This window comes from Sinomonas terrae (assembly GCF_022539255.1).
Taxonomy (GTDB): Bacteria; Actinomycetota; Actinomycetes; order Actinomycetales; family Micrococcaceae; genus Sinomonas; species Sinomonas terrae.
The window spans coordinates 1,893,676-1,915,622 of sequence record NZ_JAKZBV010000001.1 but is presented as its reverse complement, the minus strand read 5'-3'; the positions used below and the strand labels follow the sequence as shown (position 1 = coordinate 1,915,622).

The following is a 21,947-nucleotide window of genomic DNA, read 5'->3' as shown; positions in this document are numbered from 1 at the left end:
GTTTCTGTCGGTGGTTCAGTTGTTGTGGTAGGCGGCAAGCCCGAGGAAGTCCTCGCGCATCCGGGCCCGGTCAGGGGCGAGGCCCGTGAAGAGCTCGAACGAGTCGGCGGCCTGGGCACTTGCCATCCACCCGCCGTCGAGCACGGAGCACCCGGTGGCGCGCGCGGCCTTGACCAGCTGCGTCTCCAGCGGTCGGTAGATCACGTCGGCGACCCAGTGCCGCGGCGCGAGGGCGCCGACGTCGAAAGGGGTGCCCCGGTGCCCGACCATCCCGACGGGGGTCGCGTTCACGATGCCGTCCGCCTCCGAGAGGCGATCGGGGACGTCCTCGACCGGGATCGCCGCGATGGTCCCGCCGCCGCCCCGTCGGCCCATGCTCTGGGCGAGCGCCTCCGCCCGGGCGGCGTCGGCGTCGGCCACGAGGAGCGTCCCGGCGCCGGCGGCCACGAGCGCGTGGGCGACGGCGGCCCCGGCCCCGCCTGCCCCGATGAGGACGACAGTGCCCAGCCGAGCAGGGTCTGCAGCCAGTCCAGGAAGGCCAGCGCGCAGCGCGGCTCCGAACCCGGAATGGTCCGTGTTGTGCCCGATCAGCCGATCCCCCTCGACCACGACGGTGTTGACCGCGCCGAGCGCCTGCGCCTCCCGGGAGAGCTCGTCGAGCCCGTCGAGGACGGTGAGCTTGCACGGGTGCGTCACGTTCAGGCCGGTGAAGCCGAGGCGGACCGCTTGCCGAGCGAGCTGGCCCGCGTCCGCAGGCTGAAGGCCGAGCTCCTCGAGGTCAAGCGTCCGGTAGGCGTAGCGCAGGCCCTGGGCGGCGGCCTCGTGCTCGTGCAGCAGGGGGCTCAGGGAGCCGCCGATACCGGAACCGATGAGCCCGACGAGGTGCGCGCGCTCGTGTCTGTCGGTGCTCACAGCGCGGCAGAGGTGTTCGCAGCCGCGGCCTCGACCGATCCCCTGACGCTGCGCTTCAGGCCGAGTTCGTCCTTTGGCACGCGGAACGTCTCGCGCGCCGTGAGCGCTGAGACGGCCGCGATGCCGCAGAAGATGACCGTCATCCAGGCCACCGGACCCCAGTTCGCGGGGTTGCCGGCGGTGAGCGCGGTGCCGATGGCCGGGGTGAAGCCGGCCACGAGCAGGCCGAGCATGAGGCTGACCGCCATGCCGGAGTACCGGGTGCGCGCCGGGAAGAGCTCGGGGAAGTAGGCCGGGTAGACGCCGTTGGGCATCGCGTAGGCGACCCCGGTCAGGGCGATCGCCGTGGCGAAGATGAGCGGCCAGCTCTGGGTGGAGAGCGCTGCGAAGAAGGCGAAGACGAGCACGGCGCTGCCCACGGTCCCGGTGATGAACACCGGCTTGCGGCCGATCCTGTCCGCGAGGCGCGCGAAGAGCGGCTGGGTGAGGACGGTGACGACGTTCGCGACAGCGATGACGACGAGCATCATGGGCTTGCTGAGCTTCACGACCTCGGTCGCGTAGGTCAGGGCGAACACCGTGAAGACCGTGTTCACCATCGTCACGAGCGCGCAGAGGGTCACGCGGACGACGTTCGGGAAGTCGTAGCGCAGGAGGTCGAACAGGGGCACGGCAGCGGTCTTCGCGTCGTCCTTGATCTCCTCGAACACCTCAGGTTCCTCGAGTCGACGGCGCAGGTAGTAGGCCACGAAGGTGACGAGGGCGCTCGCCAGGAACGGCACCCGCCAGCCCCAGCTCAGGAGCTGGCCCTGGGGCAGCATCGTCACTGGGATGAACACCAGGCTCGAGATGACGATGCCGAACTGGATCCCGCTCATCGTGAAGCTCGTGTAGAACGCGCGCAGGCCCTCGGGGGCGTGCTCGAGCGTGAGCGAGCTCGACCCGGGCGACTCGCCGCCCGCGGAGATCCCCTGGACGAGGCGCAGCGCCACGAGGGCGATCGGGGCGAACCCGCCTGCGACCGCGTAGGTCGGGAGGCAGCCGACCAGGAATGTCGAGGCGCCCATGAGCACGAGCGTGAGCACGAGGACGTTCTTGCGCCCGAGCCGGTCCCCGAAATGGCCCCAGACGACGGCGCCGAGAGGCCGGGCGATGTAGGCCACGCCGAGCGTCGCGAAGGACAGGAGCGTTCCTGCCGCGCCCGTGTCGGGGAAGAACAGCCTGCCGAAGAACAGGGCAGCGGCCGAGCCGAAGATGAAGAAGTCGTAGTATTCGAGCGTGCTGCCGAGGAATCCTGAGATGGCCGCAATCCGCGCATTGTTCCGCGGCCTGCGGGAGGCGGTGGATGTCGACGCTGACATGATGCTCCCTTCGGGGTGACGCCGGTCACGATCCGACCGGCTCATCCAGCATCAACCCGGCGATTGTGTCAGGTCCAACACCTATTCGGTCTGGCATATTGTGCGTTTCGCGCACAATCGGCCAGGTCCGGGTCTAGCTGGGAGTCGGCAGCACCTCCGAGGCGACGTCGAGCACGACCCGGAGCACCTTCGAGGGGTTCGACGGCGACCAGGCCAGGCCGTGGCGCAGGTACGGCTGGGGGTCGGCGAGCGGGACGTAGACGGCACCGTGGGGCAGGATCTCCGACATTCCCTCGCTCACGAGGCTCACTCCGACCCCTGCTGCCACGAGCGTGAGGATCATGAACGGGTCGCCGATCTCCTGGACGACGCGGGGCCGGAACCCGGCGGCGACGCAGGCCGCCGTCGTCGTCCGCTCGAGGTCGGAGCCGCGCCCTGCCGGCATCGCGATGAAGTCCTCGTCGCGGAGGGCGCCGAGATCGAGGCGGACGCTGTTGGCCAGCGGGTGGTCGACGGGCACGACGGCGCCGAGCGGCTCTCGGGCGATGAGCCGGGATTCGAGTGGGGACGGGTCGAGCGGTAGGCCGACGAACGCGAGGTCGAGGGTGCCCTGCTGGAGCTGGGCGACGGCGTCGCCGGTGACCACGCGCCCCTGCAGCGAGAGCGCGATGTCCGGGAAGCGGCGGCGCAGCACCCGCGTGAGGACCGGCAGCGTTCGATGGTTGATGGCGCCGGTGAACCCGATGGTCAGGTGTCCATACACGGTGCCGACAGAGGCGTGGGCTGCCTGCCGGGCAACCTCGAGCTCCTCCAGCGCACGGTAGGCATGCGGGAGCAACGAACGGCCCGCCGCCGTCAGGGCCACGCTTCGGGTGTTGCGCTCGAACAGCGGGACCCCGATGTCCTTCTCGAGCTTGCGGACCGTCTGGCTCAAGGGCGACTGCGCCATGTGCAGCCGGGTCGCCGCGCGCCCGAAGTGCAACTCCTCCGCGACGGCCACGAACGCCTCAAGCCACCTGACCTCCATCCGGATATTCAAGCATCCCACCACGCCTACGACACCTGGAGACCACCGGGCACCCATCCCATCCAATGGGATCCCTCCCCCGAGCAGGCGGAAACAGCCACAGGCTGGAGCGATCAACCGATCGTCCACGATGAGGAGCCCCTCCATGGCCTACTTCGCCGTCACTTACGAGTACACCGACAGCTCAGAGCGGCGGGATCAGCATCGCCCCGAACACGTCCGGTTCCTAGCCGGCCTCCACGAAGAGAGGCGCCTCCTGGTCTCCGGACCCGTTGACGGCGGCGCGCGGGCCCTGCTGGTCCTCGCGGGTGAGAGCGCCGAGCAGGTGGCTGGCGTCCTTGACGGGGACCCGTTCCATCGGGAAGGCCTGATCGCCCGCCGCGACATCACAGCGTGGAACGTCTTCTTCGGCGCCGACCGGCTCGCGGCGGTCACGGCGTGAGCGGGAGCATGCGCGTCGCGCGGACCATCGCGGCCGAGACCATCGACTACGCCGAAGCGCCCATCCCCGCACCGGAGCCGGGCCACGCCGTCGTGCGCGTGCGCTGCGTGACGCTGTGCGGGACAGACCTGCACATCTGGGAGGACGACTACGCGACGGAGCTGCCCATCGTCCAGGGGCACGAATTCTCCGCCACCATTGTCGGCCTGCACCCCGACGACGATGGAGGCGCGCTCGCCGTCGGAGACGACGTCGTCGTCTCCCCTGTCGCCTCCTGCGGGCGCTGCTACGCGTGCTCGATCGACCGGCCGAACGCCTGCGCGCACATGAGCGTCTACGGCTGCTACGGAGAGGACGGCGCCCTCGCCGAATACCTCCTCGTCCCCCTCGAGCGCACGCGCCGCCTCCCCGACGGCCTGCCCGCCGACCTCGCCCCGCTCTGGGAGCCCCTGTCGATCGCGCTCCAGGCCGTCACGCGGGGGCGGGCGGCGACCGGCGAACGGGTGGTCGTCAGCGGTGCCGGGCCCATCGGGCTGCTCGCGCTCCTGTGCCTCAAGGACCGGGGCTGCGACGCCGTCGTCCTCGACACTGACGCCGAGCGCCTCGGACTCGCCGCCGCGCTGGGAGCGACCGGAACGCTCACAGTCGCGCCCGGCTTCCCATCGGACGACCAGCGCCGATGGCTCGAGGACTGGACGCAGGGCCAAGGCCCCTCGCTGGTCATCGACGCCACCGGCGCGCCGGCCTCGCTGTCCACAGCCATCGACCTTGTCGCCCCCGCGGGCCGAGTCGTCGCCGTCGGGATCAGCGACCGCGAGGTCGCCCTCTCCATGCGCACCCTTCCCGTCAAGGAGCTGGATCTCCTCGGCTCCCGCAACTCGCTGCACCTCATGGAAGACGCCCTGGATCTCCTCGCCCGGCACCAGGACGAGTGCGGCAGCCTCATCACCCACCGCTTCGCGTTCGAGGAGCTCGACGCGGCATTCAAGACCCTCCGCGACAGGCCCGAGCGCGTCGGCAAGGTCGCCATCGACTTCCAAGGAGCCCCGGCATGAGCTTCCTGACTCCCGTCGCGGACCTCGGACCGCGCTACGACCTCGCCGTCGTCGGCAGCGGTGCGGCGGGCCTCACCGCCGCCTGCCGCGCCGCCTCCGCCGGCCTGGCCGTCGTCGTGCTCGAGAAGGCACACCTCCTGGGCGGCACGAGCGCAGCCGGCGGCGGCGTCATCTGGGCACCGGACAACCCGCTCATGAAGCCCGGCACGGACTCCCCCGGCCAAGCCGCCGCCTACCTGCGGGCCGCGACCGACGGTGCGATGCCGGCGGCGGAGATCGCTTGGTACCTGAGCACGTCCCGGGACGCCGTCCGCTTCCTGACCGACAAGACCCACGTCTCGCTCACACCGCTCGACCGGCCGGACTACCACATGGAGTGGCCCGGCGCCGTGGCAGGCGGTCGCAGCCTGGACAACGACCCCTTCGACCCCGCCGTCGTCCCCGGCCTCCGAGAGGCCCTGCGCCCGCCGACATACCTCCCCCTGATCTCCATGAACGAACGCGACGCCCTCCACGGGGCAGCGCCGTCACCCGAACTCCTTGCCGCCCGCGCCGAAGCCGGCACCCGCACCATGGGCGGAGCCCTCGTCGGCGCACTCGTGGCGAGCGCCGTCGAGGCAGGCGTCCACATCGCGGTCGACGCCCGCGTGACCGGCCTGGAACCGCCCAGCGGTGGTGTCTGGGACGTGCGGATCGGCGGCTCCGCACTCGCCGCGGGCGCCGTCCTGCTGGCCACCGGCGGATTCGAGCGGAACCCCGCGCTCACCGCATCGCTCCTCAAGTTCGACACGACCCCGATCGGGGCCCCATCGAACACCGGCGACGGACTGCTCCTCGGGATGCGCGCTGGCGGGATGCTCGCCCACACGACCTCGATCTGGGGCGTGCCGGTCATCGCGCCCGAAGGAGCCGAGTACGACGGCGCCTCCACAGGACGGATGGGCAACGTCGAGATGACCCTGCCCGGGTCGATCACGGTCAACTCGGCGGGACGGCGGTTCGTCAACGAGGCGATGAACTACCACGACCTCACGCGGGTCTTCGCCAACGTCGACCCTTCCACGTCGAGGCCCGCCAACGACCCCGCATGGCTCGTCTTCGACGGGACCTACCACGCGAAGTACAGCGTCGGCGGAGCCGTGGTCGGTTCGGGGCCACCGTGGATGCACCGCGCTGAGACCATCGGCGAGCTCGCCGAGCGCATCGGGGTCGACGCCCGCGGCCTCGCCGCAACCGTCCGCCGCTTCAATGCCGACGCGCGCCTCGGGCACGACACCGAGTTCGGCCGCGGCAGCGCTGCACAGGACCGCCATCTCGGCGACCCTGCTGTTCGGCCCAACCCATGCCTCGCTCCGCTCGAGGCCGCCCCCTTCTTCGCCGTCCGGATCCGGCCAGGAGCCCTCGGCACCGCAGGCGGACTCCAGACCGACCTGAACGGCAGGGTCCTCACCCCATCCGGCGAGCCCGTGCCCGGCCTCTACGCGGCCGGCAACTGCTCGGCCACCGTCTTCCATGACGCCTACCCCGGCGGCGGAGCCACGCTCGGTTCCGCTGTGACCCGCGGCTTCGCCGCTGCGGAGCACATCATGGGACAGCCGACCCTGAGCCCGGACACGAGGACGGCCGGACTCGGCGCCAGCGAGGCAGCGACCCGATGAAGTCAGCCTGGCCCGCGCAGCCACTCCCTCTCTCCGTACGGGCGCTTCTCGGCGCCCATGGTCCGAGAGAGACCCTGACCGGCGGAGACGAGCACCGGCAGCACGAGCTCTGGCCGGTCCTCGGCAAGCGGCACGACCACCGAGATGGCACCGATCACGCGGTTCCCCGCACCGAAGACCGGCACCGCGTAACCCGCATTCGCCTCGACAAGGACGCCGGCGAGCCTGGCGTAGCCCCTCCTACGCACCTCGGCGAGACCCGCACGGAGTCCCCGTCCGCCGTCGTCCGTGGAAGCCGCGACGAGATACCGCTCACGGACATCCTGCTGCTCATGGGCCAGGATCGCCAGCCCGGTCGACGTCGACGTCAGCTCGAGCCGGGCGGCGACTTCGCCCAGGTTCACCGTCTCATTGCCGTGCTGGTCCAGGCGTTCCAGATAGAGGACAGTGCCGCCTTCGATGTCCGGCACCGCCAGCGAGACCTGCTGGCGGACCGCCGCGTGGATTCCCTCCAGAAAAGGCAGCCCGCGCCGCCGGAACTCCTCAAGTGGGTTGGAGCGCGCCGAGAGCTCCCACAGCCGGGCCCCCACACCGAACCGTCCCTCTGCGTCCCGGTCGAGGAAGCCCTCTCCCGCGAGCTCCCTTGCGAGCCGATGCGCCGTCGACGTCGACAGGCCAGTCTCACGGGCGAGCTCAGCGGACGTAAGGAACGGTCGGGCCCGAGTGAAGGCAGACATAATCCTCGCTACGCGCCCGATCACCGACTCGCCCGATGCGCTATTGGCCATCGTGATCAGCGCCATCCCTCAACCCTGAGGCCCGTCCCTGCCGACAGTCAGGCAGGTGACGTCCGCCTTCCTCGTCGGCGACGGCAGTGAACTTTCCCGCGCGGAGAGGACTGCTCATGCCAGCACAGTAATCCGTTCGTCTGAATCCAGGAGCAGCGAGAAGGGGTTCCGTCAGGGATGCAGGGTCTGGGCCTTCAGGTGGGCTGTGATCAGGGCCTGGGCGATCCCCCGGGCGTCCTCGACCGCACGGAGGCTGCCGTGGGCGCGGGAGAGGATGCAGCCGGCCAGGAGCAGGTGGCAGTCGGCGGCGAACTCTCCGGACCGGGCGAGCCCGGCGTCATGGGCGAGCCTGGCGATCTCGGACCTCAGGAGGGCGGAGAGGCCGATGGCCGCCCGCCCCAGGGGATCGTCGGGGCCGAACTCGGCCAGGACGTGGACGAGGGACGCGCGCCCGGTGCCCTCGTTCCCGCACAGCGCCTCGACGGCGTCAAAGAGGCCCAGGAGGGCCTCGGGGCCCTCGCCCCGGACAGCGACCGCCGCCTCAAACGCTCCGGCCCAGAGCAGGTAGAGGTGCTGGAGGTAGGCCTCGGCCGCGTTCTCCTTGGAGCCGACCCAGCTGTGGAAGTCGCCACTGGAGACCTCGGCTCCCGCGACGATCTCCTCCACCCCGACACGCCGGATCCCCCACCGGGCGAAGAGCCCGAAGCACGCCCGCAGGATCTCCTCCCTCACCGGGCCGCCTCCCCGCCAGCCGGACGGATCCTGCCCCTGTCGGGGCGGAAGCCGTGTTCGATGCCCCATAGGATCGCGTTGGAGCGGGTGGTGACGCCGATGCGCCGGTAGCAGCTGCGGATGAAGGTCTTGACCGAATTGGGCGAGAGCCCGGTGCGCTCGGCGATGGCGGCATTGCCCAGTCCTTGGGTGATCAGGGCCAGGACCTCGGCCTCCCGCTGGGTCAGGCCCTCCTCCCGGCCGGGCCAGTCCCCAGCGCCCGCCTTCGACGACCCGGTCAGGACGACCCGGGCTTCCGACTCGCCGCGGTGCAGCCCCTGCAGCGCCGCGGCCAGCTCCCCGGCCGGGAGGCCCTTGGAGAGGTACCCGGCCGCGCCGTTGGCCAGCGCCGCGGAGGCCAGGGCGGGGTCGAGGTTCCAGGAGTAGACGACGACCTTGCCCGAGCGCGGGTCGGCCGCCAGCCGCCGGACCTCCTCGCGGTCGCCCTGGGTCGCGGCGAACGTGTCATAGAGGGTGATGTCCACCGGCTCGGCGGCGCCCTCGCCCATATCCAGCTCCACGACCTGGAGCACCTGGGCGTAGGAGCGCATCATGGCCGCCAGACCCCGGACCACGACCTCGTAGTCATTGACCAAAGCCACCCTGATCGCACCCACCCTCCCATGCTAGAGAGGCTTCGGCTGGCCTTCTTCACCCCTGAGGGTGAAGAAGGCCCGCCGAAGGAGAACCCGCGGGCCACGAGGACTTGGCCAGTCCAGAATTTCCCTTCGGCTAGCCCGGGTCTTCGGCGCGAAGGGGCTCAACCTCGACCGCGTCGTCGTCCGTCCTCCGGCGGCCGAAGGCGGTCTCGAACTGCTGGTCGAACTCACCCCAATCGCTCGCGAAGAAGACAGCCGTCCTTCCGTCCGGCACAACCCCGGTCACAGTGAACCTCGAGGCTCCGGGACCGCCCTCTGATTCCCCGAACTCGGCGCCCGCTATCCCGATACCCTCATCGTCGAGTGCCCCACGCATCCTCGCCAGCAGTTCGCGACGTGCAGACTCGGACATTTCGTCCTCCAGGACTTGGACCCCCGCCGTGATCGTCGCTCCATCGCTCTCGGGCGGATCGCCCCGACGGCCGCTCGCTTCGATCCCGTGCTGTGAGAGACCGGCAAGCCCCCTGTCGAGGTCGTCTGGGCCGACTCGGACGCTGACGAAGAGATGCTTCATGGGTTCATCCTTCCCTCGGCAACGAGTCCTAACCGCACCAACTGAAGCAGGTGTCTCCTTCGACGGGCGTTTTGAATGGCCCCGAAAGGGGTATTCCCGCTCAAGGACCCTCCGCCCGAAGACGCAGTGCCGCCTCCCGCGTGGCCCTCGGCAACACCGTGCATCCATTGGAAATAGGAGGAATCGTGGCCGAAGCTGTCCGCGAGACCGTTGGGCGAAAGCGCTGGACGCGCCTGATCCCGGTGGCCATCATCGTCTACATCATCTCGTTCATGGACCGGACCAACATCGGGTTCGCCCTGAACGGGCTCCAGAAGGACCTCGGCATCGACGCTGCGCAGCAGGGCCTTGCCGCAGGGATCTTCTTCATCGGCTACCTGACCCTGCAGATCCCGGGAGGCCATCTGGCCGAACGCTGGAGCGCGAAGAAATTCGTCGGGATCATGGTCCTGGTCTGGGGCCTGCTGGCCGTGGCCACCGGCTTCGTCCAGAACTTCGCCGAACTCCTCGCCGTGCGCTTCCTGCTCGGCGTCGCCGAGGCCGGCATCTGGCCCGCCATCCTGGTCCTGATCAGCCACTGGTTCCCCGCAGCCGAACGCGCCCGGGCCTACGCCTTCTGGATGATGAACATCGCCATCTCCTCCATCATCACCGCCCCGCTCTCGGGCTGGATCATCTCGTTCTCGGACTGGCGCTGGCTGTTCATCATCGAAGGCCTCTTCCCGTTCGTGATCGCCGCCCCCATCTGGTGGATCTTCATCTCCGACCGCCCCCGCGACGCCAAGTGGGTCACCCCCGAAGAGCGCGCCTACATCGAGCAGGCGCTCGCAGCCGACGAGGCCAGCACCCCCCACCGGGAGCACGTGGGCATCAGGCACGTCTTCTCCAACGGCGCGGTCTGGCGCCTGACCCTGGTCTACTTCCTGATCCAGATCGGGTTCTACGGCCTGAACATCTGGCTGCCCAAGGTCGTCAAGACCATCACCTCCGGATCCTCCCTCGAGGTCGGCTTCGTCACCGCCATCCCGTACGTGCTGGCCATGTTCGCCCTCTGGTACAACGCCAAGGCAGCCGACAGGTCCGGACGCTACTCCACCCACGTGCTGCTCTCCATGGCCGTCGGCGCCGTCGCCCTGGTCATCTCCGTCGCCACCGGGAGCTCCATACCGTTCCTCGCCGTGGTCTTCATCAGCATCGCGGTCGCAGGAGCACTGGCCTACGACGGACCCTTCTGGGCCGCCGCCTCCCGCGCCATGCCCGTCGTCGTCGCCGGAAGCGCGATGGGCCTGATCAACGCCGTCGGCAACCTCGGCGGCTTCGTCGGACCCTACGTCGGCGGCTTCCTCCAGGACGCCTCCGGAGGAAGCTTCCTGGCCGCATCGGTCTTCCTCGCCATCTGCCTCCTCGCCGCCGGGCTCGTCATGCTCACCCTCAGGCGAAGCGGCGACCGACCCGTAGCCAAAGCCTCCGCAGACGCCGAAGGCCGCCGAGGGCGCTCGTCCCGGCTAAGGCACGGCCACTGAACCACCCTGCCGGTCCCCCGGGCCAAAAGCCCGGGGGACCGAGTCATGCCGCCACGGCGATTCGGCCGCCCGCTGCTTCCTCGCGCTCGGATTCGTTTCCGGCGCCTCGGTGGTCCGGCCTGTACTCAGCGCTGGGTCCCTCATGCACCGTCGGGTAAGGCTCTTGCTCAGTCCGGCCCGGCGCGCGAGACCGGAAGGGGCATCTGGCTCATTCGGAGCCTTCCGGACATTGCCTATCCCCTGCAAGCCTTAGGGCCGCCGTCCATGCGGCCTAGGCTGCTTGGGCCGCCGCGAGTTCTGCCAGGAGCGGGCACTTCACGGCGCGGCCCGCCGAATCGGCCCGCCGGCCCCGCCGAAGTGTGCGGCGTGCTCGGGCGAGCAGGGAGGCATCGTGCCAGCGGACCAGGCGCCGCCTGAGACGTAGCCGCCTCCGGGCAGGAACACGACGACGGGCGCGCCGGGCTCCGCATCGGTGGGAGCGTACACGCTCACCTGGAACGCGTCGTCGTCCTGCTCCAGCTGTGATGCCGCGGGGCCCAGCAGCCAGTCGAGGCTGCCGGGCCGCTGCGGGAAAACGACGGGGTCTTCGACGGTGCCGACGACGGCGGGGGCGACGCTCGTGCGCACGAGGCGCCCCCGTCGTCGTCCGCGAGGCGGGCCCAGCGGCACCGGGCGACAGTCACAGCGTCAGCGGACTGCCCCGGCGCCGGGGCCTTTTGAGTCTCCGTCAGCCTCATGAGATCGGCTCGTAGTGGTCCGGGTCCACGGAACGTGTGAGGTTCCAGTACTCCAGCACGGGAAGCGGTCAGATCTGGGAGACCCGGCCGAGCCTTGTACCAGGTCCGCAGGCTGAAGACGAAGCCCGTGTTCACCGCCGACGCCCGCCAGATCGCCTCACCCCAGACCCAGGCTAGGCATGCCGGCACCATCCCCGCACGACCCGGTCCTCGGCCACGTCCCCGGCACCGGGCTGCGGCGACACCGGGCAGCGGCCTCTGCGCGTCCAGGCATTCCTCGACGGGCTCGCCAAGGACGGCAGCCGCAATCCCGAGGCCACGCAATGCCTCTGCCCATCCTCCGCCAAGCCCGCGATTTCGCCGACCTGACCGCTTCATCCCCGACTCCATGCCCTTGTGCACGAAGCGCGGGGCAGAGACCTTTGTCTTGACATGCTCTCCTAGAGCGCTCTAGATTGTTATGGCCGTCACATCTTGAGCTGTCCAACGACGAAGGAGTCCTGATGGCCATGGCCCATGCTTCGCAATCTGCCCCCTCGCTCCCTGTCCTGACCGATGGCCCCCACCGGAAGAGGCTCGGCGTCGTCGCCCTGGTGGCGACGTTCGGCGGGCTGCTCTTCGGCTACGACTCGGGGGTGATCAACGGCGCACTGCTGCCGATGAGCAGGGACCTCGGGCTCACGGCGATCACGGAAGGCGTCGTGACGAGCTCCCTGCTCTTCGGCGCGGCCGTCGGCGCCGCGGTGTGCGGCAGGCTAGCCGACGCGTGGGGGCGCCGCACCACGATCAACATCCTGGCGGTCGGCTTCCTCATCGGGACGCTCCTGTGCGTCTTCTCCCCCGACTTCGGCGTCATGGTGGTCGGCCGGGTGGTCCTCGGACTGGCCGTGGGCGGCGCCTCCGGTGTGGTCCCGGTCTTCCTGGCCGAGCTCGCCCCGTACGAGATCCGCGGCTCGCTCGCCGGCAGGAACGAGGTGATGGTCGCGGTCGGCGCCCTCGCAGCGTTCGTGATGAACGCCGTCATCGGCAACGTCTGGGGCGAGCTCCCCGAAGTCTGGCGGATCATGCTCGCCGTGTGCGGGCTCCCGGCGCTGTTCCTCTTCTTCGGGATGCTGCGCATGCCCGAGTCCCCGCGCTGGCTCGTCTCCAAGGGCCGGATCAGCGAGGCCGAGGCGGTCCTCGGGACGATCCGCCCGCTCGAGCGGGCGCGGGCCGAGGTCGCCGACATCGTCCGCATCGCCGAGGAGGAGAAGGAGGCTCATGCGACGGGCTGGCGGGCTGTCATCAGGAACAAGTGGCTCGTGCGCATCCTGCTGGTCGGCATCGGCATCGGCGTCTTCCAGCAGCTCACCGGCATCAACACCATTGTCTACTATGGCCAGACTGTGCTGACCGAGTCGGGATTCAGCTCCAGCGCCGCCCTCATCGCCAACGTCGTCCCGGGCATCATCGGAGTCGTCGGCTCGATCGTCTCGCTGCGCATGATGGAGCGCGTCAACCGCCGCACGATGTTCATGAGCGGATACGGCCTCATCACCGTCTGCCACCTCCTGATCGGCACCGCCTCGTTCCTCCTGCCCGCGGGCAATCCGGTCCGGCCCTACGTGATCCTCGTGCTCGTCGTGGCCTTCGTCGGGGCGATGCAGACCTTCCTCAACGTGGCCACCTGGGTGATCCTCTCCGAGATCTTCCCGCTGCACATGCGCGGCCTCGGGATCGGCGTCTCCGTGTTCTGCCTCTGGGTGGCCAACGCGGTGCTCGGCCTCTTCTTCCCCAGCCTCGTCGCGAGCCTCGGCCTGACCGGCTCGTTCTTCACCCTCGCCGCGCTCAACCTCATCGCGCTCGTCTTCATCTACACACAGCTCCCCGAGACCCGGGGGCGGACCCTCGAGTCCGTCGAGGAGGACGTCACGACCGGCGCGATCTACGTGGTGCGGAAGCGGTAGGCGCATCGGCTCGCCGCCGCCGGCCCTGTCATAGGGCCGGCGGCGCCGCGGTCGAGGCGCGGACCACGAGCGAGGGCGTGAACGTCTCCACCACGGGCTCCCCCGACGGATCCTCCGAACGCTGCACAGCGAGGTCCTCGGCCCGTCGACCGAGGTCGAACGGGTGCAGGTCGACGGTCGTGAGGTCGATGCCGGGCGGCTTCGTCGCGGAGGTGTTGTCATAGCCCACCACGGAGAGGTCCTCGGGAACGCGGAGCCCGCGGGCGTGGACCGCGTCCAGCACGCCGAGCGCCGTCTGGTCGTTGTGGGTGAAGATCGCCGTCGGCCTCTCCGGCTTGTCGAGCAGCGGCCCTGCGAGCTCGAGCGCCTCGGTGCGCGAATAGCCGCAGGTGACCAGGTGCGGGGCCAGGCCGGCCTTCTCCATCGCACGGATGTAGCCCTGGCGGCGCCCGAGGTAGCCGTCTGTGGGCGGCGAGGCGAGGTGTACGATCCGCCGGTGCCCGAGCGAGATGAGGTGCTCGACGGCGATGGTCGCCCCGTGCACGTTGTCGGAGACGACGGCATCGAACCCCGGGACGGCGCGCGCGACGCTGACCAGGCGCAGCCGTCCCCGGTACCCGGCCAGCTCGGCGTCGGGCAGGAGCAGTCCGGCCGCGATTGCGACGTCGACCCTCGCCCGGACGAGCGAGTCGAGCGCGTGCCGCTCGAGCTCGCCGCTGTTCACCGAGCCCACGGTGAGGACGAACTCCCGGCCGTTCTCCCGCGCCCCGTCACGCATCCCGTCGAACATGTCCGCGAAGACCTCGTTGTGCAGGTCGAGGAGGAAGACGCCCAGCGTCCTGTCTGTCTTGCTCGCGAGCCGGGCCGCGACACGGTTGGGCTGGTAGCCCATCTCTTCCGCGGTGGCGAGGATGCGCGCGCGGGTGCTCTTGCTCACCCCGTATGCGTCCCGGAACGCGAGCGAGACCAGCGCCAGCGAGACGCCGGCCTCCCGCGCCACGTCAGCCATCGTGACCTTCAACTCGCCCTCCTAGCGACCGAGGACCTCGGCTTCGGCGAGGGCCTCCTCAATGTCTTGACACACCATTCTAAAGCGCTCTACATTGTAACCGCCATCACATCTGAAGCGCTCTAGAACCTCTTCGGAGGAGCGTCCGCTTTGGCCCCATCGCCCACCTTGATGGCCCAGTCGAAAAGAGGAACACTCGATGAAGAGTTGGAAGTCCCTCGCGGTCGCAGGCGTCGCTGCGATCGCCCTGACCCTCAGCGCCTGCGGAACGGGCGGCCAGGCCACCCAGAACGCCGGGGGAAACCAGGCCGCTGCAGGCGCGAAGCGCAACCTCTCCTTCGCCATGGTCATCCACGGCGACCCGGACGGCTCCTTCTGGAACGTGGTGAAGAAGGGAGCGGAGGACGCCGCCGCCCAGTACGGCGTGAACGTCACCGTCACCGGCAACGTCGAGGGCGCCCAGCAGGCACAGCTGATCGAAGCGGCCCTCGCGAAGAGCCCCGACGGGATGGTCGTCTCCCTCGCCAACCCCGACGCCCTCAGCTCGGCCCTGCACGACGTGACGTCGAAGAACGTCCCCTGGGTGAGCATCAACTCCGGCGCCGACGTCTCGGCCAAGCTCGGCGCGCTCGAGCACGTCGGGCAGACCGAGACCGTGGCTGGCCAGGCCGCCGGTCAGAGGCTCGCAGCCGCGGGCGGCAAGAAGCTCCTGTGCATCATCCACGAGGCCGGCAACATCGGCCTCGAGCAGCGCTGCCAGGGCGCAGCCCAGGCCTTCGGAGGCCAAGTCGAGAAGCTCCAGGTCGACCTGAACAACCCCCAGGGCATCGAATCGACCGTCAAGTCCAAGCTGCTCGGCGACAAGTCCTTCGACTCGGTGCTCGCCCTCAACCCCGCCGTCGCCTCCGCCACGCTCGCGGGCATGAAGGACGCCGGCAGCACGGCCAAGCTCGGCTCGTTCGACATCGACAGCAACGTCCTGAACTCGATCAAGTCCGGCGACATCCTCTTCACCGTCGACCAGCAGCAGTACCTGCAGGGCTACCTCCCGATCGCCTTCCTCGTGCTGCACCACGACAACCTCAACACCGTCGGCGGCGGCCTGCCCGTCCTGACCGGACCGGCCTTCATCACCAAGGACAACGTCTCCACCGTCGCCGACCTCGTCAGCAAGGGAACGCGATAGCCATGGCCCAGCACCTCAACCTCCCCAGCGACACCCCTCCCGTCAAGAAGACCGCGGCAGGCCCCGGAGCACCGTCGGGACCAGCGGCCCCCGAGGCCGCTGCGCCCACCGCAGCCGCAAGCGTCGGCACGGACGACCGACTCGTCCGCGTCGGCCGGGTCCGCCGGATCTTCATGTCCGCCGAGTTCGGCTCGGCCGCCGCGGCGGTCGTGATCTTCATCGGCTTCTCCGCGATCGCCCCCGCGTTCGCCAGCCAGGCCGGCATCGGGAACTTCCTCGACCCGGCCGCGACCCTGGGCATCATGGCCGTCGCCGTCGCCCTGCTCATGATCGGGGGAGAGTTCGACCTCTCCGCCGGCGTCATGACCGGCTCCACCGGCCTCGTCACCGCCCTGGTCACGACCCAGCTGAACACGAACATCTGGTTCGGCATCGCCGCCTCGCTCGTGTTCGCCGTCGCCATCGGGTTCTTCAACGGCTTCCTCGTCCACAGGACGAAGCTGCCCAGCTTCATCATCACCCTCGGCACGTTCTTCATGCTCTGGGGCCTGAACTACGCCGTCACGACCAACCTCACGCACCAGGTGACCGTCTCCGGGCTCGCCCCGTACACCGGCTTCGACAGCGCCAAGGCGCTCTTCGGCTCCTCGGTCGGCGGCTTCCAGGTCTCGCTGATCTGGTGGATCGTGCTCACGGCCGTCGGCGTCGTCCTGCTCACCCGGACGAAGGTCGGGAACTGGATCGCCGCCGTCGGCGGCAACGCCCAGGGCGCCCTCGCCGTCGGCGTCCCCGTCGCCAAGGTGCGCATCGGCCTGTTCATCGGCACCGCGGTCGCCGCGTGGCTCGTCGGCCAGCTCACCGTCATCCGCTACGCCTCCGCGACCGTCACCACCGGCCCCGGCCAGGAGTTCAACTACATCATCGCCGCGGTGATCGGCGGGTGCCTGCTCACCGGCGGCGCCGGCTCGGCCCTGGGCGCCTCGATCGGCGCCCTCATCTTCGGCATGGTCCAGCAGGGCATGCCCCTGGCCGGATTCCCGAGCGAGCTGTTCAAGTTCTTCCTCGGCGCGATCCTCCTGATCGCGGTCTTCATCAACCTCTACCTCAAGAAGAAGTCCCAGGCGGTCGGATCATGAACACCCCCATCCTCGAAGTCCGCAACATCAGCAAGAACTTCGGCCACGTCCGCGCCCTCCAGGACGTCTCCTGCAAGGTCAGGGCCGGCGAGGTCACCGCGGTCCTGGGCGACAACGGCGCCGGCAAGTCCACCTTCATCAAGACCCTCTCCGGGGTCCACGCCCCCGACACGGGCAAGTTCCTCGTCGACGGCCAGGAGACGCGCTTCGCTTCCCCCCGGGACGCACTGCACCGGGGCATCGCCACCGTCTACCAGGACCTCGCGCTCGCCCCGCTCATGCCGATCTGGCGCAACTTCTTCCTCGGCTCCGAGCCCACCAGCAAGGGATTCCTCACCCCCCGCCAGAGCAAGGAGATCGTGGTCGAGGAGCTCGGCAAGATGGGCATCTCGATCCGCGACGCCGAACAGCCCGTCGGGACCCTCTCCGGCGGCGAGCGCCAGTGCGTAGCGATCGCCCGGGCCGTGTACTTCGGGGCGCGGGTCCTGATCCTCGACGAGCCCACCGCCGCGCTCGGGGTGCGCCAGTCCGGCGTCGTCCTCAAGTACATCGTCCAGGCCCGCGAGCGCGGCCTCGGTGTCATCTTCATCACCCACAACCCCAACCACGCCTACCCCGTAAGCGACCGCTTCATGCTCCTCCAGCGGGGGCGCACCATCGGCGACTACACCAAGGACCAGATCACCATCGCCGACCTCGCCCAGCAGATGTCCGGCGGAGCCGAGCTCGAGGCCCTCCAGCACGAACTCCACACCGTCGGCCGATAACCCTGACCCTTCAGAAACAGCAGAAGAGAGAGACCTTCATGACCACGATCCGCATCGGCATCATCGGCGCCGGGATGGCCGGACAGGCCCACGCCTTCGGCTACCGCAACGCGATGATGGCCCGCGACTTCGCCGACATCGACGTCCAGCTCCACACCATCGCCGACCCCAACCTCGGCCTCGCCCAGTCCGTCGCGCACCGCTATGGCTTCGCCAACGCCACCGGCGACATCGACACGATGCTCGCCGACCCGAAGATCGACGCCGTGAGCGTCGCCCTGCCGAACCACCTGCACGCCCAGATCCTGCCCAAGGTCATCGCCTCGGGCAAGCACCTCTTCGCGGAGAAGCCCATCGGACGCACCCGCGAAGAGGCGCAGTGGCTCGCCGGCCTGGCCGAGGCGTCCCCCGCCGTGACCGGCGTCGGCTTCTCCTTCCGCCGCCTGCCGGGCCTGGCCGCGCTCGCCCAAGCCGTGCACGACGGCGCCCTGGGCACCGTGCACACGGTGCGCGCTTGGTACAACGCGGACTACGCCGCCGACCCCGCCGGGGCCCTGTCGTGGCGTTACTCCCAGGACCTCTCCGGCGGCGGGGCGCTGCTGGACATCGGGGCCCACGCAATCGACGCCGCCCAGTTCGTCGCCGGGAACGTCTCCCGCGTGCTGAACTCGACCCTGCGCACGGTCATCTCCGAGCGGCCGCTGCCCGCGGCCGGGGCAATCGGGCACGGCGGGGCGACGACGGCCGAGCGCGGCCCGGTGACCAACGACGACGTCGCCCTCCTCACCGTGGAGTTCGACGGCGGGGCCGTCGGCCAGATCTCGCTGAGCCGCATCGCCTCCGGCACGCCGAACTCGCTCGGGGTCGAGGTCTTCGGCTCCAACGGCCACGCGCTCTTCGACTCGATCAGCGCCGGAGAGTTCCACCTCTTCCAGAACGGGGTCGCCGCCACGGCGTACAACGGGCCCCGCCGGATCTTCACCGGCCCCGAGCACCCCTACTTCGGGGACGTCGCCGCCATGCCCGGCGCAGGCGTCGGCACCGGGTACGCGGAGGCCTTCGTCGCCGAGATCCAGGAGTTCCTGCGCTGCGTCCGGGACCACCGCCCCATGGACACCGATTTCGCCACCGCCGTGCGGATGATGGACGTCGTCGGCGCCGCCCTCGACGCCGCCCAGAACCAGACCGCCCAGCCGCAGACCGCCTCGGCCTGAGCCCCCGACGCAGAGAAGGAGAAACGCATGGCTTCCATCCGCGTCGGCACCGCACCCGACTCATGGGGCGTCTGGTTCCCCGATGACCCCAAGCAGGTACCAGGTACCCGGTTCCTCGACGAAGCCGCCGCCGCCGGGTACGAGTGGATCGAGCTCGGCCCCTACGGCTACCTCCCCACCAACCCGCTCCAGCTGCGGGACGAGCTCGAATCCCGAGGGCTGCGGCTCTCCGCCGGCAGCGTCTCCGAGCGGCTCCACCAGCCGAACTCGTGGGACGCAGTCTGGTCCCAGGTGACCGACGTCGCCGCCCTGACCGCCGCGCTGGGCGGCCAACACGTCGTCGTCCTGCCCGAGATGTGGCGCGACCTCTACACCGGCGCCGCCCTCGAGCCAGGCGAGCTCACCCCGGCGCAGTGGCGGGCCAAGACCACCGGCGTTGACCGGCTCGGCAAGGCGATGTTCGAAGAGTACGGGGTGCGCCTGCAGTACCACCCGCACGCCGACAGCCACGTCGACACCGAGGAGAACATCACCCGGCTCCTGGAGAGCACCGACCCGGAGTTCGTAAGCCTGTGCCTGGACACCGGGCACGTCGCCTACTGCGGCGGGGACAACCTGGCCGTCATCGAGCGGCACCCGGACCGGATCGGCTACCTGCACCTCAAGCAGGTCAATCCCGAGGTCATGGCCAAGGTCCAGGCCGAGAACCTGCCCTTCAGCGAGGCTGTGGTCCTCGGGGCGATGACCGAGCCCCCGCTCGGCGTCCCCGAGCTGCCGCCCCTCCTCGAGGCCGTCGCACGGCTCGGCGTAGACGTGTTCGCGATCGTCGAACAGGACATGTACCCGGCTCCGCCAGACGCTCCCCTGCCCATCGCCCAGCGCACCCGCGCCTACCTCGGAGGCTGCGGCGTCCACAGCCTGTGCTTCGCCGAGGCGCCGGCCGGACGATGAGCGCCCTCGCCGGCAGCGACTCCCCCGCCTGGTCCTCGGAAGGGGACCGGGCGGGGGCAGCCCCATCCTTCTCCCAGCTCCTCCCGATCCAGCGCAACGGCCCCGAACCCCTCTACTACCAGCTCGCCCAGAGCCTCGGACAGGCCGTCGAATCCGGCACCATCCCCCACGGGACCAAGCTGCTCGCCGACAACGAGATGGCCCACGAACTCCACCTCTCCATTGCCACCGTCCGGCGCGCGTGGGGCTACCTCGAACGCATGGGCCTGCTGAGCCGGACGAGGAAGCGCGGCACCTTCGTCCGCTGACCCCGAACCAGGCGGACCGATGAACGACCAAGGGGATCCTCTGCATCGGGGCTTCCCCATAGAACCAGATCTACGGGTGGCTCGCCAAGGCAGCAGGCGGGAAGAGCCCGCAGTTCGTCGACGTCGCCTCCGAGACAATCGCCCGCCTCGACCCAGGGCTCCTCGGCGACTACTCCCACCCCTCGCCTTCGACACGGCCAAGCTGAGGGCACTCGTCCCCGAGTTCCGCACCGCCGTTACCTTCGACGAGGGTCGCCCGACGCCTCCAGGCCCACTACGGCACGCCCCCAACAACCAGACCGTCGACCCGGAGCTGGACGCCGCGTTCGACCGTACCGCCTAGACCGTCGAGGACCGCGGCCCCGGCGCGGCCGCCGGCGGCGTGAGGCGGTCCATCGTCCCGAGAGGCCCTGCCTGTTATGGAGGTTCTGTGCAGTCCTGTCTCATCTCGCACTCCCTACCCCGCTTGCAGCGCACGTCCAGGTCCTCAGCCTGCAGCTGCCGGGCTGCCAACGTGCCGGGGGCCTCGTCGCGGGCCCCGAGGTAGACGGTGAAGCCCTGCTCGGCAAGCCTACGCACGGTGGCGAAGCCGATGCCCTTGTTCCCTCCGGTCACTCCTCTCGTTCAGTCCGACCAGGCGTCTGCCCGGCGGAGTCCTCCGAGATCAAGGAAACCCTCCGCCAGCGACCTCGTCGCGCCGGAGGCCGGGCACTCGCCGGGCGCGTTGCCCGTAGGAGACGACGTTGACGTCTTCTGGCCTGAGTTTCGACCGGCGGGACATCAGAAAATCCCGGAGCTCTTCGCGTGAATCCATGCTCCTCCGTCTGGCCGGAGTGAGCGTGGCGTCACGATCGACGAAAAACGGCTCCAGGCCGCCCACGACCTCTACCTCGTCCAAGGGCTCGGCGCGCGAAACGACGCGGCCGCGATGCAGTACCTCATCCCCGACTGGACCTTCGACAGCAAGCGCCCCTGCCTCATGCGATGACCCGTGGCAGGTTCGGGGCTCAGGCGGAGCCATCGGAGGCCTGGCATGGCGGAGGCGCGATGCCCACCCTCACTGCTGACGTGGACCGGAAGCGGACTGAGCCCCACTCGGAACGATTCATTCTGAGAAGGAAGGAACACCATGGCTTCTGACGTCGGAGCCGAGAGACCGCTCCACCCCTCACACCCCGAGCACGTTACCGATTGGACCAAGGTCCGCCCGCAGGAGTACCTCGAGGTCTGCCGCAAAAGGGACATCCCTATCGCAGGCGGATCCGTAGACGGCGTGACCCAGGACGGATCGATGATCTGGCTCCTGCAGGAGTACCCCGGAGGGCGTGTCATCTTCCACAAGGCGGACGGCATCACGCTGCGGCGACGGCCAAAGGTCTAGCACTGGCCGCCACCTTCACGGATGCCCCGTCTGGGACAGCAACTCGCACTGGCAAACGGATCTTTGCTGCCCTCAGGCCATCCAACTCCGGCCCCGGACACACCCTCGCAACCGTGTCTGGGGCCGGAACCACGTTGTTCGAGCGCGATTCCGAGTCGCTCATGCCGCTACTCGAAGAGCTCGGCATCGGCCTCGTCGCCTGAGTACTTGGCCTGGAATGCCGCGATCGGGTGCACCGCGGCGGCGCGGCGGACGCGAATCGGCATCCGTGTTGGAGAGGCCGAGATGCTTGCCCTTGCCTGCTGTGACGAACTCCTGCATTACGCCGATCACATCCTCGATCGGCACAGCGGGATCCTTCGCTTGCTGGTCGAGGAGATTAATGGAGTCGACGTTCAGCCGTCGAAGGCTCGCGTTGACAACAGCCCGTACGCGCTCTGGCCGCGAGTTGGAAACGCCCTCGGGCCTCAAGCCGAACTTGGTAGCTATGGTCACTTCGCCCCGGAACGGAGCGAGTGCGTCCAAGAAGTTCCTCCCCTGCCCCCAGCCGTACATCTCTGCGGTGTCGATGTGCGTCACACCGAGTTCGTGTTTGCCCCTGA

The 21,947-nt window shown here is 69.5% G+C and carries 22 protein-coding genes and 1 pseudogene; 12 read left to right on the top strand and 11 right to left on the bottom strand.

Annotation, left to right across the window (positions count from 1 at the left end; genetic code table 11):
- Positions 1-15: 15 nt before the first annotated feature.
- From L0M17_RS08940 to L0M17_RS08930, 3 genes are all read right to left on the bottom strand, one after another.
- Positions 16-912: a shikimate dehydrogenase gene (locus tag L0M17_RS08940; protein WP_241053613.1), complete on the bottom strand. Its 897-nt coding sequence runs from the start codon at positions 910-912 to the stop codon at positions 16-18.
- Positions 909-2,273, bottom strand: a complete 1,365-nt coding sequence (locus L0M17_RS08935) for an MFS transporter (protein WP_241053612.1) — start codon at positions 2,271-2,273, stop codon at positions 909-911. Before L0M17_RS08935 ends, L0M17_RS08940 begins: the two co-directional genes overlap by 4 nt.
- Positions 2,274-2,406: 133 nt before the next feature.
- The gene (locus tag L0M17_RS08930) at positions 2,407-3,300 is read right to left on the bottom strand and encodes a LysR family transcriptional regulator (protein WP_241053609.1); all 894 of its coding nucleotides are present in this window, start codon (positions 3,298-3,300) and stop codon (positions 2,407-2,409) included.
- Between the two features lie 145 nt (positions 3,301-3,445).
- Between L0M17_RS08930 and L0M17_RS08925 the strand changes: the two genes are divergently transcribed.
- Genes L0M17_RS08925 through L0M17_RS08915 form a run of 3 tightly spaced genes read left to right on the top strand, consistent with a single transcriptional unit; the run spans position 3,446 to position 6,455 of the window.
- A complete protein-coding gene (locus L0M17_RS08925; RefSeq protein WP_241053608.1) occupies positions 3,446-3,742 on the top strand; it encodes a YciI family protein in 297 nt (98 codons plus the stop codon).
- The gene (locus tag L0M17_RS08920; protein ID WP_241053607.1) at positions 3,739-4,797 is read left to right on the top strand and encodes an alcohol dehydrogenase catalytic domain-containing protein; all 1,059 of its coding nucleotides are present in this window, start codon (positions 3,739-3,741) and stop codon (positions 4,795-4,797) included. The genes L0M17_RS08925 and L0M17_RS08920 overlap by 4 nt, the downstream gene beginning before the upstream one ends.
- A complete protein-coding gene (locus L0M17_RS08915; protein WP_241053606.1) occupies positions 4,794-6,455 on the top strand; it encodes an FAD-dependent oxidoreductase in 1,662 nt (553 codons plus the stop codon). The genes L0M17_RS08920 and L0M17_RS08915 overlap by 4 nt, the downstream gene beginning before the upstream one ends.
- A 2-nt stretch (positions 6,456-6,457) precedes the next feature.
- Here L0M17_RS08915 and L0M17_RS08910 read toward each other — a convergent pair whose 3' ends face one another.
- The 4 genes from L0M17_RS08910 to L0M17_RS08895 all read right to left on the bottom strand — a co-directional run bounded on the left by L0M17_RS08910 (position 6,458) and on the right by L0M17_RS08895 (position 9,187).
- On the bottom strand, positions 6,458-7,258 hold the full coding sequence (locus L0M17_RS08910) for an IclR family transcriptional regulator (protein WP_241053605.1): 801 nt from the start codon (positions 7,256-7,258) through the stop codon (positions 6,458-6,460).
- 156 nt (positions 7,259-7,414) lie between these two features.
- On the bottom strand, positions 7,415-7,975 hold the full coding sequence (locus L0M17_RS08905; RefSeq protein WP_241053604.1) for a TetR/AcrR family transcriptional regulator: 561 nt from the start codon (positions 7,973-7,975) through the stop codon (positions 7,415-7,417).
- Positions 7,972-8,631, bottom strand: coding sequence for a response regulator transcription factor (locus L0M17_RS08900; RefSeq protein WP_241053602.1), 660 nt, complete (start codon positions 8,629-8,631; stop codon positions 7,972-7,974). Before L0M17_RS08900 ends, L0M17_RS08905 begins: the two co-directional genes overlap by 4 nt.
- 115 nt (positions 8,632-8,746) lie before the next feature.
- The gene (locus L0M17_RS08895) at positions 8,747-9,187 is read right to left on the bottom strand and encodes a hypothetical protein (protein WP_241053600.1); all 441 of its coding nucleotides are present in this window, start codon (positions 9,185-9,187) and stop codon (positions 8,747-8,749) included.
- Between the two features lie 185 nt (positions 9,188-9,372).
- On the opposite strand from L0M17_RS08895, the gene L0M17_RS08890 reads away from it, so the two are divergent.
- The gene (locus L0M17_RS08890) at positions 9,373-10,710 is read left to right on the top strand and encodes an MFS transporter (RefSeq protein ID WP_241053598.1); all 1,338 of its coding nucleotides are present in this window, start codon (positions 9,373-9,375) and stop codon (positions 10,708-10,710) included.
- 315 nt (positions 10,711-11,025) lie between these two features.
- On the opposite strand, the gene L0M17_RS08885 is transcribed toward L0M17_RS08890, so the two are convergent.
- Positions 11,026-11,337: a carboxylesterase family protein gene (locus L0M17_RS08885; protein ID WP_241053596.1), complete on the bottom strand. Its 312-nt coding sequence runs from the start codon at positions 11,335-11,337 to the stop codon at positions 11,026-11,028.
- A gap of 613 nt (positions 11,338-11,950) precedes the next feature.
- Between L0M17_RS08885 and L0M17_RS08880 the strand changes: the two genes are divergently transcribed.
- On the top strand, positions 11,951-13,393 hold the full coding sequence (locus L0M17_RS08880; protein ID WP_241053595.1) for a sugar porter family MFS transporter: 1,443 nt from the start codon (positions 11,951-11,953) through the stop codon (positions 13,391-13,393).
- A 28-nt stretch (positions 13,394-13,421) separates the two neighbouring features.
- On the opposite strand, the gene L0M17_RS08875 is transcribed toward L0M17_RS08880, so the two are convergent.
- Positions 13,422-14,402, bottom strand: coding sequence for a LacI family DNA-binding transcriptional regulator (locus L0M17_RS08875; protein ID WP_241053594.1), 981 nt, complete (start codon positions 14,400-14,402; stop codon positions 13,422-13,424).
- A gap of 199 nt (positions 14,403-14,601) precedes the next feature.
- Here L0M17_RS08875 and L0M17_RS08870 point away from each other — a divergent pair, with 199 nt between their 5' ends.
- Genes L0M17_RS08870 through L0M17_RS08845 form a run of 6 tightly spaced genes read left to right on the top strand, consistent with a single transcriptional unit; the run spans position 14,602 to position 19,964 of the window.
- Complete coding sequence (locus L0M17_RS08870) at positions 14,602-15,588, top strand: sugar ABC transporter substrate-binding protein (RefSeq protein ID WP_241053593.1); 987 nt, start codon at positions 14,602-14,604, stop codon at positions 15,586-15,588.
- 2 nt (positions 15,589-15,590) lie between these two features.
- Entirely contained in the window at positions 15,591-16,724 is a 1,134-nt protein-coding gene (locus tag L0M17_RS08865; RefSeq protein WP_241053592.1) for an ABC transporter permease, read from the top strand.
- Positions 16,721-17,491 (top strand): ATP-binding cassette domain-containing protein, encoded by a 771-nt coding sequence (locus tag L0M17_RS08860; protein WP_241053591.1) that lies wholly within the window; start codon positions 16,721-16,723, stop codon positions 17,489-17,491. The genes L0M17_RS08865 and L0M17_RS08860 overlap by 4 nt, the downstream gene beginning before the upstream one ends.
- Positions 17,492-17,529: 38 nt before the next feature.
- Positions 17,530-18,705 carry a Gfo/Idh/MocA family protein gene (locus L0M17_RS08855; protein WP_241053590.1) on the top strand — a complete coding sequence of 392 codons (1,176 nt, stop codon included), beginning with the start codon at positions 17,530-17,532 and terminating at the stop codon, positions 18,703-18,705.
- A gap of 27 nt (positions 18,706-18,732) precedes the next feature.
- Entirely contained in the window at positions 18,733-19,656 is a 924-nt protein-coding gene (locus tag L0M17_RS08850) for a sugar phosphate isomerase/epimerase family protein (protein WP_241053587.1), read from the top strand.
- Positions 19,653-19,964 (top strand): winged helix-turn-helix domain-containing protein, encoded by a 312-nt coding sequence (locus tag L0M17_RS08845; RefSeq protein WP_241053584.1) that lies wholly within the window; start codon positions 19,653-19,655, stop codon positions 19,962-19,964. The genes L0M17_RS08850 and L0M17_RS08845 overlap by 4 nt, the downstream gene beginning before the upstream one ends.
- Positions 19,965-20,381: 417 nt before the next feature.
- Here L0M17_RS08845 and L0M17_RS08840 read toward each other — a convergent pair whose 3' ends face one another.
- The gene (locus tag L0M17_RS08840; RefSeq protein WP_241053583.1) at positions 20,382-20,579 is read right to left on the bottom strand and encodes an SDR family NAD(P)-dependent oxidoreductase; all 198 of its coding nucleotides are present in this window, start codon (positions 20,577-20,579) and stop codon (positions 20,382-20,384) included.
- Between the two features lie 514 nt (positions 20,580-21,093).
- Between L0M17_RS08840 and L0M17_RS08830 the strand changes: the two genes are divergently transcribed.
- A complete protein-coding gene (locus L0M17_RS08830; protein ID WP_241053582.1) occupies positions 21,094-21,345 on the top strand; it encodes a hypothetical protein in 252 nt (83 codons plus the stop codon).
- A gap of 318 nt (positions 21,346-21,663) precedes the next feature.
- Here the strand turns inward: L0M17_RS08830 and L0M17_RS22900 are convergent.
- Positions 21,664-21,900 (bottom strand): annotated as a pseudogene (locus L0M17_RS22900) (aldo/keto reductase); the annotation flags it as partial.
- Positions 21,901-21,947 lie beyond the last annotated feature (47 nt).

Excerpts from the sequence above, each read along its gene's own strand:
- L0M17_RS08935 (WP_241053612.1), bottom strand. The coding sequence starts at position 2,273 with ATGTCAGCGTCGACATCCACCGCCTCCCGCAGGCCGCGGAACAATGCG.
- L0M17_RS08930 (WP_241053609.1), bottom strand. The coding sequence starts at position 3,300 with ATGGAGGTCAGGTGGCTTGAGGCGTTCGTGGCCGTCGCGGAGGAGTTG.
- L0M17_RS08925 (WP_241053608.1), top strand. The coding sequence starts at position 3,446 with ATGGCCTACTTCGCCGTCACTTACGAGTACACCGACAGCTCAGAGCGG.
- L0M17_RS08915 (WP_241053606.1), top strand. The coding sequence starts at position 4,794 with ATGAGCTTCCTGACTCCCGTCGCGGACCTCGGACCGCGCTACGACCTC.
- L0M17_RS08910 (WP_241053605.1), bottom strand. The coding sequence starts at position 7,258 with ATGGCGCTGATCACGATGGCCAATAGCGCATCGGGCGAGTCGGTGATC.
- L0M17_RS08895 (WP_241053600.1), bottom strand. The coding sequence starts at position 9,187 with ATGAAGCATCTCTTCGTCAGCGTCCGAGTCGGCCCAGACGACCTCGAC.
- L0M17_RS08880 (WP_241053595.1), top strand. The coding sequence starts at position 11,951 with ATGGCCATGGCCCATGCTTCGCAATCTGCCCCCTCGCTCCCTGTCCTG.
- L0M17_RS08875 (WP_241053594.1), bottom strand. The coding sequence starts at position 14,402 with ATGGCTGACGTGGCGCGGGAGGCCGGCGTCTCGCTGGCGCTGGTCTCG.
- L0M17_RS08870 (WP_241053593.1), top strand. The coding sequence starts at position 14,602 with ATGAAGAGTTGGAAGTCCCTCGCGGTCGCAGGCGTCGCTGCGATCGCC.
- L0M17_RS08865 (WP_241053592.1), top strand. The coding sequence starts at position 15,591 with ATGGCCCAGCACCTCAACCTCCCCAGCGACACCCCTCCCGTCAAGAAG.
- L0M17_RS08860 (WP_241053591.1), top strand. The coding sequence starts at position 16,721 with ATGAACACCCCCATCCTCGAAGTCCGCAACATCAGCAAGAACTTCGGC.
- L0M17_RS08855 (WP_241053590.1), top strand. The coding sequence starts at position 17,530 with ATGACCACGATCCGCATCGGCATCATCGGCGCCGGGATGGCCGGACAG.
- L0M17_RS08850 (WP_241053587.1), top strand. The coding sequence starts at position 18,733 with ATGGCTTCCATCCGCGTCGGCACCGCACCCGACTCATGGGGCGTCTGG.
- L0M17_RS08845 (WP_241053584.1), top strand. The coding sequence starts at position 19,653 with ATGAGCGCCCTCGCCGGCAGCGACTCCCCCGCCTGGTCCTCGGAAGGG.
- L0M17_RS08830 (WP_241053582.1), top strand. The coding sequence starts at position 21,094 with ATGGCTTCTGACGTCGGAGCCGAGAGACCGCTCCACCCCTCACACCCC.